This window comes from Candidatus Poribacteria bacterium (assembly GCA_021162805.1).
Classification (GTDB): Bacteria; Poribacteria; WGA-4E; order B28-G17; family B28-G17; genus JAGGXZ01.
On record JAGGXZ010000059.1, the window covers coordinates 1 to 10590 of the forward strand.

General features: G+C 54.1%; 9 protein-coding genes and 2 pseudogenes. 5 read left to right on the plus strand and 6 right to left on the minus strand.

Features of this window, described 5'->3' with window-relative positions:
* Window positions 1-217: 217 nt before the first annotated feature.
* Together J7M22_04625 and J7M22_04630 are read right to left on the minus strand one after the other, a co-directional pair.
* On the minus strand, window positions 218-688 hold the full coding sequence (locus J7M22_04625; protein MCD6505894.1) for a hypothetical protein: 471 nt from the start codon (window positions 686-688) through the stop codon (window positions 218-220).
* Window positions 664-1017, minus strand: a complete 354-nt coding sequence (locus J7M22_04630; protein MCD6505895.1) for a hypothetical protein — start codon at window positions 1015-1017, stop codon at window positions 664-666. The genes J7M22_04625 and J7M22_04630 overlap by 25 nt, the downstream gene beginning before the upstream one ends.
* A 230-nt stretch (window positions 1018-1247) precedes the next feature.
* Here J7M22_04630 and J7M22_04635 point away from each other — a divergent pair, with 230 nt between their 5' ends.
* The 3 genes from J7M22_04635 to J7M22_04645 all read left to right on the plus strand — a co-directional run bounded on the left by J7M22_04635 (window position 1248) and on the right by J7M22_04645 (window position 4762).
* Window positions 1248-2390 carry a Gfo/Idh/MocA family oxidoreductase gene (locus tag J7M22_04635; GenBank protein MCD6505896.1) on the plus strand — a complete coding sequence of 381 codons (1143 nt, stop codon included), beginning with the start codon at window positions 1248-1250 and terminating at the stop codon, window positions 2388-2390.
* A 241-nt stretch (window positions 2391-2631) separates the two neighbouring features.
* Window positions 2632-3561: an ABC transporter ATP-binding protein gene (locus J7M22_04640; protein ID MCD6505897.1), complete on the plus strand. Its 930-nt coding sequence runs from the start codon at window positions 2632-2634 to the stop codon at window positions 3559-3561.
* A 172-nt stretch (window positions 3562-3733) separates the two neighbouring features.
* A complete protein-coding gene (locus J7M22_04645) occupies window positions 3734-4762 on the plus strand; it encodes a PorV/PorQ family protein (protein ID MCD6505898.1) in 1029 nt (342 codons plus the stop codon).
* Here J7M22_04645 and J7M22_04650 read toward each other — a convergent pair.
* The 4 genes and pseudogenes from J7M22_04650 to J7M22_04665 form a co-directional block, all read right to left on the minus strand.
* The gene (locus J7M22_04650; GenBank protein ID MCD6505899.1) at window positions 4732-4875 is read right to left on the minus strand and encodes a hypothetical protein; all 144 of its coding nucleotides are present in this window, start codon (window positions 4873-4875) and stop codon (window positions 4732-4734) included. The genes J7M22_04645 and J7M22_04650 overlap by 31 nt on opposite strands.
* Before the next feature lie 14 nt (window positions 4876-4889).
* On the minus strand, window positions 4890-5342 hold the full coding sequence (locus J7M22_04655; GenBank protein ID MCD6505900.1) for an ATP-binding cassette domain-containing protein: 453 nt from the start codon (window positions 5340-5342) through the stop codon (window positions 4890-4892).
* Window positions 5335-6035 (minus strand): annotated as a pseudogene (locus J7M22_04660) (ABC transporter permease). Before J7M22_04660 ends, J7M22_04655 begins: the two are co-directional and overlap by 8 nt.
* Window position 6036: 1 nt before the next feature.
* Window positions 6037-6829 (minus strand): annotated as a pseudogene (locus J7M22_04665) (substrate-binding domain-containing protein).
* Window positions 6830-7326: 497 nt separating this feature from the next.
* Here J7M22_04665 and J7M22_04670 point away from each other — a divergent pair.
* The gene (locus J7M22_04670; GenBank protein MCD6505901.1) at window positions 7327-7632 is read left to right on the plus strand and encodes a hypothetical protein; all 306 of its coding nucleotides are present in this window, start codon (window positions 7327-7329) and stop codon (window positions 7630-7632) included.
* A gap of 551 nt (window positions 7633-8183) precedes the next feature.
* The coding region (locus J7M22_04675) for a hypothetical protein (GenBank protein MCD6505902.1) at window positions 8184-10590 on the plus strand (2407 nt) is incomplete at its 3' end.

The window sequence follows — 10590 nt, forward strand, 5'->3', positions numbered from 1 at the left end:
CTTTATTTGAATCCTCATCAAATGGGGGAAGAGACAACCTTGAGAAGGTAGAATCCCTTATGGATCAAGCCTTCTCAAAAGCTGCGTAATTTCTAAAAGGAACTGGGAACGAGGAAATGAAAATCCTCGCTCCTCTCTCCTAGTTCCTCGTTCCTTCCCTTAAAAGAGTGGGCTTTTCCGGCGGCTCTCGTAAAGCCCCATCCGATGATAAAATGGCCTATGACGATAACTCGGATTTAAACTTCTCGTAATCCGTTCGGAAAGTGTCTCTAAGCCCCTTGATTTTGTCGGCAAGATTGAGCAGTTTGATAGGATCGAGATCATAGGTATACGCATGTCTGAAAACATGTCTGAATCCTCTGAGCTCATCGAGCAGTCTAAAGCTCTCATCCGAGATCAATCTCGGCCTTACTCCCTCTATCTCCATCCGCATCCTCCTCAGCAAACGCGTATGATATCCGCCTGAGGGCTCAATTTGGTTCTCGAAGAAATCGGCCACAAGCTGAAATAGATCCTCATAGGCGCAGTATAGGTTATGCAAGGTATATCCGAGGCTATCTCTTACGTCATCGTTCTCCGGTTCCCTGTGAAGCGATTCCGATTTCAGCCCAACCCTGTCGAACAGCCGATCGATCTCCTCCAGTTGATCCTCCATCTCGGCTATTAACAGCTTGAACCTCTCCTCCATCTCAAACCCTCCTTGGTTATCCTATCGGCAAATCTGATACTCTCCAGCTCAACCACATCCACATCCCTTCCTATCTCATCACTCAGGAAAGCCGCAGCGTAAAACAGCTTGTCTCTTTCAAGCCCTTTGAAGGCCACATCTACATCCGATAGCTCGGTGAAACAGAAGGGTTTGACGATCGATCCGAAGATCACAGCTTCCTCAAACTCGACGTTTTCAGACAGTCTATCCAAGGCCTTAAGGACCTTTCGGATCATCCTTCTTCTGAGTTCCTCTCTTTCCTCCCTTTTCTTTTCATAGATCTTCCTTATCGTCTCCCACGTTCCCATATCTCTCCTGCCCTTCAGTCTGTTATCCGGAATCCTTACTTCATAGTTATGATAGCCTATCCTGCTCGCGAAGTTCAAGTGTGTGATAAACCGAGATGAGACGATTTGCCTTCCCATAAGGTTCAAATTGTGGTATAACGATCCTTATAGAAGTCCAGGTCGATAGAGGTGAGATGGATGTCCGCCTTCAGGCGTGGACGGCGAAACCCGCCGTGAGGAGGAGGTAAAAGATGGAGAGATTAAAGGTGGGAATCATAGGCGCCGGAGGTAGGGCGAGGGCACACTTTGCCACCTTGCCCAAGCTATCGGATAGATTTGAGGTGATCGCCGTATGCGACATAGACCCGACCAGGGCATCTGAGGCGGCGGCGATCTTCAAGGCCAAGGCCTACGAGGATGTGGAGGAGATGCTTAGCTCCGAAAAGCTGGACATCGGCTTCATCGCCGTTCAGGCTGAAGGACACCACGTCATCGCTAAGGCCTTGGCCGAGGCAAAGGTGCACATCCTGACCGAAACCCCTATCGCTATAACCCTGGCCTGTGCCAGACAAATGATGGAAGTGGCCAGGGATAACGGCGTATATCTGGAGGTATCGGAGAACGTCCCCAGATGGCCTCGCGAAAGGCTGAAACAGGAGATCCAAAAGGCCGGGATCTTAGGCGAGGTGAAATCCTTCTACCTATCATACACATCCGGATCGTATCACGGCTTCGCCGGGGTGAGAAGCATCATCCGATCCGAACCCCTCTCCGCCCACGGGGAGTTCCCTGATGAGGAGACCGGCGTGCTTGAGAGAGCTGAGATGAAGTTCGAGCGAAATATAAAGGGTACATACGAATATAACAGAAACAGAGGAAACTACTGGAGGATCACGGGCACCGATGCCTCCCTTGAGGGAGGGGAACTCGTGGTAGGTGAAAGGAGGCTCCAGATAAAGACCGAGACGGTCGAAAGAGAGGGACGCAGATACGTCGTACGATCCTATGTCGATACAGATCCGCCCCTCGTATGGGAGAATCCGTTCAGGGATTACCCGCTTTCGGACACGGACGACGTCGCCCGAGCTGACGCGTGGATAAGCCTCTACGAGGCCATCGTTAACGGAAAACCTCTCACATATGGACCGGAAAACGCCGCAAGGGACGTCGAGATACTGATGGGCATACGCGATTCAGCGACGAGCGGCACTGAGATCGATTTCCCAATAAGCGATATGACGGAACACGAGAGGAAAATCCACTCGCAGTTCGCCAAAACATACGGGATAGACCTGCTGGAGATGACGCCCAAGCATCTGAAGATGAGATACTCCCTCCCTGGGGAACTGCGCGAGATGATGTATTACGGCAGGACGCTTAAATCCTCCAGATGAGACGTTCCTGGTCTACAACGCTCTTATTCCCCTTGAGTGTGGTATCTATGGCTAATTGTCCGCCGTCCATAGCTCAGCTGTCATTTGTAGTCATTAAGTCATTTGGCTTCGCCGTCATTAGAACGTTTAACGTTCCAACGTTCAACGTTTTAACGTTTTCCAATCGGCTTCGCCGTCATTAATGACTACAAGTGACTATCAATGACGACAAATGACAATAAATGACCTAAAATGACCACAAGTGGCTATAATGACAATCATAGAGGTGCAGAACTTAAGGGTTAGATACGGCGATCTGATAGCGCTGGATGGGATCAACCTGAAGGTCGAGGGAGGCGCTGTGGGATTGCTGGGCCCTAACGGCGCGGGAAAGTCCACCCTGATCAAAACCCTTCTCGGCCTTCTGAAACCTGACGAGGGGAGATGTGTGCTATTCGGCATGGATGTCTCAGCCGAGGCGAAGGAGATCCGGCGCAGGATAGGATACATGCCCGAAGAGCCCTGTCTTATCCCGGGGATAACGGGCGTTCAACTCGTCTCCTATATGGGGGAGCTCAGCGGCATGAAAAGAGAGGAGGCGATGAGCAGGGCTCACGATGTGCTGTTTTACGTGGGATTGGGCGAGGAGAGATATCGCAAGCTCGAGGAGTATTCGGCCGGCATGCTTCAGAGGGTCAAGTTCGCCCAGGCGATCGTGCATGATCCCGATCTGTTGTTGCTGGACGAGCCCACAGGCGGTATGGATCCGTCGGGAAGGAGGGAGATGCTGGAGCTGATCAGGGACGTGACGAAAAGCAAAGGGATAAACGCCATCATCTCGACACATCTGCTGCCCGATGTGGAGGCCGTGTGCGATGAGGTGATCCTGCTCAACCAGGGGAGATTAGTGATGCAAAAAAAGATGGATGAGCTGAAGAAGGAGATGAGGGAGATATATCAGATCAGGATCAGGGGAGATCCGGATCGGTTTGGTAGGATTTTATCCCGTTATGGGATAACCGTGATATCGGGCGGGGAGGAGCTCAGGGTGAGGATGCCGGAGGAGGGTTCGCCCTCCGACATCCTCAAAGCGGCGTATGAGGCCGAGGTCCAGGTGAGAAGGATGGAGCCGATGAGAAGCTCACTCGAGTCCTTGCTCATAGGCCTTCGAGACGGCCTCGATCGCCTCTGAGCTAGATCGACCTAAGTAGTAGAGGCTAGGCATTCAAAGGGAAAATGCCTAGCCCCTTATCGAAGGACGTATAGGAAATCCCCGAAATCCGGCCGAATTGAAATTCCCCGAACGTATGTTGTATACTTACCCTGAAATCGGAAGCCATTATAGCTTTGATGGTGGTGCTGAGATGAAAACGGCAGTTTTTCTAAGCACGATCGTCTTTCTCATATCGGCGGCGATCTGTTCCGCCGATCAGGGGGAGTACACCTTCGACGACCTCAGCTATTCCGTCAGCGCCAGGGCCCTCGGCCTCGGCAACGCCCTCTCATGCTACGCCGACGACGCATCGGCGCCTTTCTGGAACCCGGCCGAGCTCTCAAGCATCTCCAAATACTCCCTCTCCACCGCATACTCGGATCTGTTCGGCTCCTTTCGCGCCGGGCTGGTGAAATACAATTTCATCGCATACGCCCAGAGGATAGAGGGGATCGGGACCGTGGGGCTCGGCTGGATGAGGGTTGGCGTGGAGGATATACCCATAACGGGAGAGGATTTCATAGACGTCAACGGCAACGGGAAGAAAGGGGATTTTCAGGACAAAAACGGCAATGGGGTGAAGGATCCGGGGGAGATGTATATAGATCTGCCGATCATATCCGGCAGTTTCGACAGCCATGACGACGTTATCCTCATCTCCTATGGAATCGGAGTCACATCGCGCTTATCGGCCGGCATCTCCCTGAAACTGCTCCAACAGAAGATCTACACCAACATGTCGACGGGATGGGGCGTGGATCTGGGCCTCTCACATAGGCTCTGGTCCAGAGACGGCGATAAGGTGAGCGGGGAGATGAGATTGGCCTTCGTCCTTCGCGATCTGGGAACCCATGTGCGGTGGGATACCTCCTCCAGGGCGAGTTTTTCAAGGCCGTTGAGCTATACGCTCGGGGTGGCCGGACGAATGGGGATACGACCGTTTGTCTCCCTCCTGCTTAACGTCGATTACCGATCAGACGAGAGGGAGATATGGGTTGGGACGGAGCTCTCGATACTGCGGGTATTATCGCTGAGATGCGGGTTATACAGGAAACGTCCCACCTTCGGGGCGGGATTCAGGATCCCGCTTAAAACGACCTCGATAAGGGTGGATTACGCCTTTACCTCTCACGACGAGCTGGGCAGGTCTCAGATGGTGGCCGCCTCACTCGGCATGTAGCTCTCCACTATCCGTCCTCCCTCCAGCCTGTAAACCGTATCACAGAGTCGATTTATCTGCTCGGTATCGTGCGATACGAGGATGAGCTTGGTCCTCGATGATATATCCCTCAATATCCCCTCTATCCTCAGGATGTTATCGGCGTCGAGATTCGCCGTCGGCTCATCGAGCAGGATGACATCGGGTGAGAAGACCAGGGCTCTGGCCAGACAGATCCTCTGTGCCTCGCCTCCCTTCCGCCGATCCCCCTCAGTTTCAGGGGATAAAGGATATTCGACTCGGCGGTGCCGGTGAAGAGGACGGGATTCTGCGGGACATATGTCACCCTCCTCCTGGGCGATCTCAGGTTTTCAAGCTCAACCCTGTGCCCCTCGAATTTGAATTCCCTCCACCTGCCGACAAGCAGGAAGGCCAGGTTTAAAAGCAGGGTGGTCTTGCCGCTGCCTGAGGGGCCGACGATCCCTGTGATCCCATCCTCTTCGATAATCATCTCCTCTATGTTCAGGCTGAAATCCCCGTTTCGATATCTGAAGCTCAGCCCTTCGATCTCGTATATCACCCGTCTCCCCTTCCTAATCATATCCTCTCAGGATAGCCCTGGAGAGATAGATCGCCGTGAAATTCACGATGAAGGCGATCGCCAGCAGGATGATCCCCAGGGCCATAGCCCTTTCGAATTCGCCCATGTTGGTGTAGAGGAGGATGGAGGTGGTCATGATGCGGGTTCTGCCCTGGATGTTACCCCCGACCATCATCACCGCCCCCACCTCCCCGCCACCCTTCCAAAGGCCGTCATGATCGCCGTGACGACGCCGCCGATGGACTCCCTGAACACCTTTAGGGCCACCTGGACCTCATCGGCCCCCAGCGTTCGAGCGATCAGCCTTATCCTCTCATCGACCTTGACGAAGTGGGAGTGTGATATCGTGAAGACTATCGGGAGCGCGATCAGCACCTGAGCTATGATCATCGCCGTCTTGGTGAAGAGCAGATCCAGGTCGGCCAGTGGGCCATTGCGGGAGAGGAACAGGTACACGATCAACCCCACGACGACGGGCGGGATACCCGTCAGCGTCTGGAGGAAGGTGACGATGATATCCCCGAACTTGAATCGGATCATATCTATCAGAAGCGCCAACGGAACGGCGATCGCCGATGATATTAAAACGGCGCTTCCGTTGACGTATATGGAGCGGAGCAGGATCCAGTAGGTCGTCCTATCGCCGCAGACCAATCTGAGTGCATCGACAAGGGTGTGAAGTATGAAATCCATCTTATCTCCGTTTTGGGTTTATGAGCGTTTTGAAAAGCGGGGTGCCCTCCTTTTTGAAATTTCGTATCAGATCGAGCGTCTCAGGATCGAGCATGAACCGGAGAAAATCGAGGGCACCGGCGTAGTTTATCCTGTCGTTTTTGGCCGGATTGACGATGATGATGCTATAGGGGTTTCGAAGGAGGTCGTCGCCCTCATGGATTATCCTCAGGTTCAACCTCCTCCTGTAGGCGAGATAGGTGCCTCTGTCCGTCAGGGTGATGCCGCCCTTCTCGCTGGCAACTAAAAGCGTCCGTCCCATCCCCTGACCTGTAGACCAGTACCATCTCCCAGACGGCTTCAGCCCGGCGAGACGCCATATCTCCCTCTCCTTCTTATGAGTCCCCGAATCGTCTCCCCTGGAGACAAAGGTGAGTCTGTTCCGATATATATACCTGAACAGCTCGACGACGGATTTGAACTTCGGGATATCCAGCTCCGGAGGGGCGACGACTATAAAATCGTTGAACATGAAGGTGACCCTCAAGACGCCGTGTCCCTCCCTCATGAATTTCTCCTCCGCCGGAGGGGCATGCACCAACAGCACGTCGGCGTTTCCATCCATGCCGTATTTCAGCGCTTTGCCCGTCCCGACGGCCAATATGTCCGCCGTATCTATGCTCGAAGAGGGGTTTCAGCTTATCGAGAAGCCCTGTGTTATAGGTGCTGGTGGTTGTGGCCAATATCACCTTATCCGCTTGAAGCGCCGGGGTGAAAAGCAAAGCTAACAGAAGGAGAGCGACGAGCTTCCCCATCACCCTGGGGAGAAGGTCCAAGCTCTCCGGAGATCCCAACCTAATTCCCATCCCTTCACCTCCTATCCGGCTGATGACATGCAATATTATACATCATCACGGCACCTTCGCCCAAAGAGCCTCAAAACCAGCTTATGCAACCTCGCGCACAAAGTGTGCAAAAAGCTTCATGCACTCCCCTTCACAGCACTGACGCATGTTCTCCCCTCATTTCCGCCCTTTTACTGTGCAAGTTCTTGCATAATTCCCGGCCGATGATTAAGGATTTAAACATCCCTCAACCCCCCCATGAACCCGCCTGAATACGGCATTTTCACCCCCTTATGCTGAATCGACGCCAGGTTGGTATGCAGCTTGCTTCCCATAAGGTGCAAACGATGGACTGAGCGAGGGGGATTCAAGATCGGGTTCGGCGGCCGGAGGGTTTTCCCATCGGTCGCCCGCTTAAATCAAGCCTCCTTTATTCGGTCCATGAAAACCTTTTGAGGTGGTGTGTTATGTCGAAAGCTCTGGAGAGACTCCGCAGTGATAAAGGTCAGGCCCTCATCGAGTATACCATTTTGATGGGACTTCTGGGCCTGGCGATGGTAGTGGCCATAGCCAATGTGGCCGACCAGATCATGGACATCTGGAACGATCTGACGCAGGATCTGGACACGATCGATGACGGCGTGTCCGATTCAGACCTGACCTTCCCGGTGAGCAACGCTGACGGAAGCAACAAGGACGGCGGTGCGAATCACGGCGGCATCGGGCAGGGCAGCAATGATAACGATGCCGGCGGATACCGCGATGAGCTCTAATAATTGTTGGGGTGATATGAGGTTGGGGGGCGGAGCTCCTTCCGCCCACCTGACTAAAACGGCCATCAGCAGAGAGCCTGCGGCTATCGCTTCAACGTCCGCGGTCGGCGGTCCGCTGTCCGCCGCTACTTCTCTGCGGACGATCAGCCATGGGTAGATGTTACACCGGTTAAAAGCCTTGAAAGAAGGAGGGGGAAGAGATGATAATCGGTAGGTTTAACTTAACCCGGGCGGCCCCGCTGATCCTGATGGGCTGTCTGGTGGTTCTGTTTTTGAGCCTGTCTGTTGCTGATGCGACAACTAGGACTTGGGTAGGTGGAGCTAGTGGAGCTACTCGTGTATGGTCAGAGAAAAACAACTGGAGCCCAAACGATGCTGCACCAACAGCAAGTGACGACGTCATCATCCCGGCCACGAAGTACCAGCCGCAGATAGGTGCTAATGCAAACTGCAAATCCCTCACCATTAAACGTGGAGCAGAGCTTTCCTGGTCTGCTGGCTCTGTAACTCTAACCGTGTCTGAGGACCTCGTCATCGAACCCGGCGGAAGCATGAGCAACGACCAAGATGACGTCACCATCAGCGTCTCAGGTTCGCTCTACAACAGCGGGTCCATCACCATCACAGGCGATACCACCATAGGGGTCTCGCCTCTCACCTTTATCAACAAGGTTGGAGCGACCATTACCGTTGGCAATAATAAAACCTTGACGATTAAACCCGTTAACCCTAAGGATATCGTGGTGAATTTTAACAACGCCGGCACCATCAACCTCGCAGACGCCGACGGCACCGGCACGATCGCGCCTAGTTCCGCTGATAAAACGTTGAACATACTCAACACCGGTGTTATCTACATCGGTAACGCCAGTTACGAAGGCTCCCTCGGCACTTCGGATAAACCGATAGGCTCGCTGAACAACTTCGGCCCTGACGGCGCCCCCGTGACGGGAACCGGAACGATCATCTGCTCATCGGATACGGATAACGCTATCTACGTCAGGGGAGACTGGAGAAGCGCAGGAACGTTCGATCCGGGCAAATCGACCGTCTATCTCTCCGGCACCGGCATATTGGAGCACACCAGCGTCAACGGGTTCTATAAGCTGAGCATCACCGGCGGCACCCGCACCCTGGGATCGGATCTGGTGGTGGAGGAGGATCTCACCATCCCATCAGGGGTGACGTTCAATGCCGGAAGCTACGATGTCACCATCAAGGGGACGAACGGGTTGAGTGTATCGGGTCGGATGACGGCCACGGGTGGGACGCAGACCATGAAGAAATTGACGGTTGACGGTGTCTACGATAACGGCACCAACGACGTCACGGTGAACGTCAGCGGCGCTTTGACGGTTAATTCGAATGGCGTTGTGATCCTGGGTTCCGGCGATGTCAGCGTCGCATCGGTGGATAACAACGGCCAGCTCACATCCACTTCCGGCAACCTGATCGTGCAGAGTGATTTCAACAACCACGCTTCCTCCGTCTTCAACCACAACAACGGCACGGTTATCTTCACCAACGACGGCACCCTTACCCCGAAAGGAGCGACGTTCTACAACATCATCAAAAGGGGATATGGGACGACCACCAAACTGGGTGGTGACCTCACCATGCTCGGCGCGCTGACCGTGGAGTCAGGCACCCTCGCTGGGGGCAGCGGCGCAACAAGTTGGTATACCATCACCGTCTCGGGGAACGTGAGCGTATCCGGCGTGCTGAACATGGGGAATGCCTACGCCGATCTGATTCTGAATCCCTCCGCGGGTACAACTCAGACGTTCGATCCCGGAACCCCATCCTCAACCTACAACGATATCACCAAACAGGGTGAAGGCACCACACGGCTGATTAACAATTCGCTCAAGCTTACCACCTTTGGTGCCGATGAAGGCGATCTGACCGTTGAGGCCGGCATATTCGACATGGGAGATCAGAAGGTGACCGTGGACGGTACTCTCTCCACCAACGACACCGCCCTCCTGACGGGAGGCAGCCAGTTGATCGTCACGAGATCGCAGACCATCGACTCGGGGAAGACCCTCAATTTCGGCAACTGCAATGTCGTCTTCAAGTACCATGTCACTGTGAAGGCTGGCGGCCGGATGACGGCCACGGGAGGATCGCAGACATACCTCGGCGATCTGACGGTCAAGGGCGTTCTCGACCTCGGCACGAATAACATAACCGTGGATGTCGTCGGCACCCTGGAAAACTCCGGCATCGTCATCCTGGGAAGCGGCCCCGTCAGCGTGGGATCCCTTGAGAATTTCATCCACAGTACAGGGGTAGGTCAACTGACCCTGACATCGGGCAATCTGACCGTCGGCGGTGATTTCGATAACGATGACTATGGTGGTGTTGGTGTCGGCGTGATCAACCACAACGGTGGCACGATAACCTTCACCGATACGGCAACCTTCGACACCGGCGGAGACTCGATCGAATACAACAACATCGTGGTGAGCGGCCACGGGATCACCGTTTCCCTGGGCGACAACCTCAACATGATCGGCGACCTCACCATAGAATCGGGGAAACTCGATGCAAACGGCCATAATATCACGGTCTCAGGTGACGTCAGCGTTGGTGGCAACACGCTGTACATGGGCACTAAAAATCTCGTTCTGAATCCCCCTGCGGGCACGACACAGACGTTCGACCCCGGAACATCATCATCCTACTATAAATACGTGTACAAGCGTGGAGGCGGCACCACACAGCTCATCAATCACCCACTTGAGCTGGTAAGCCCCGGCGGTGAATTGATCGTCGAAGCCGGCACCTTCGACATGGGAGATCAGGATGTCACCGTGCCCGGCACCTTAACCATCAAGGACACGGCCAGGATGACGGATAACACAGGAACGCTCACCGTCAACAGCGCATTCACCCTCGACGGAACCCTCTCAACTACAGGAACTGCAACACATCGGTTCAACAACACAGTGACGA

What these genes read in the sequence shown, in the direction of transcription:
- J7M22_04625 (MCD6505894.1), bottom strand. Translation starts at nt 688, where the DNA reads ATGGAGGAGAGGTTCAAGCTGTTAATAGCCGAGATGGAGGATCAACTG.
- J7M22_04630 (MCD6505895.1), bottom strand. Translation starts at nt 1,017, where the DNA reads ATGGGAACGTGGGAGACGATAAGGAAGATCTATGAAAAGAAAAGGGAG.
- J7M22_04635 (MCD6505896.1), top strand. Translation starts at nt 1,248, where the DNA reads ATGGAGAGATTAAAGGTGGGAATCATAGGCGCCGGAGGTAGGGCGAGG.
- J7M22_04645 (MCD6505898.1), top strand. Translation starts at nt 3,734, where the DNA reads ATGAAAACGGCAGTTTTTCTAAGCACGATCGTCTTTCTCATATCGGCG.
- J7M22_04655 (MCD6505900.1), bottom strand. Translation starts at nt 5,342, where the DNA reads ATGATTAGGAAGGGGAGACGGGTGATATACGAGATCGAAGGGCTGAGC.
- J7M22_04670 (MCD6505901.1), top strand. Translation starts at nt 7,327, where the DNA reads ATGTCGAAAGCTCTGGAGAGACTCCGCAGTGATAAAGGTCAGGCCCTC.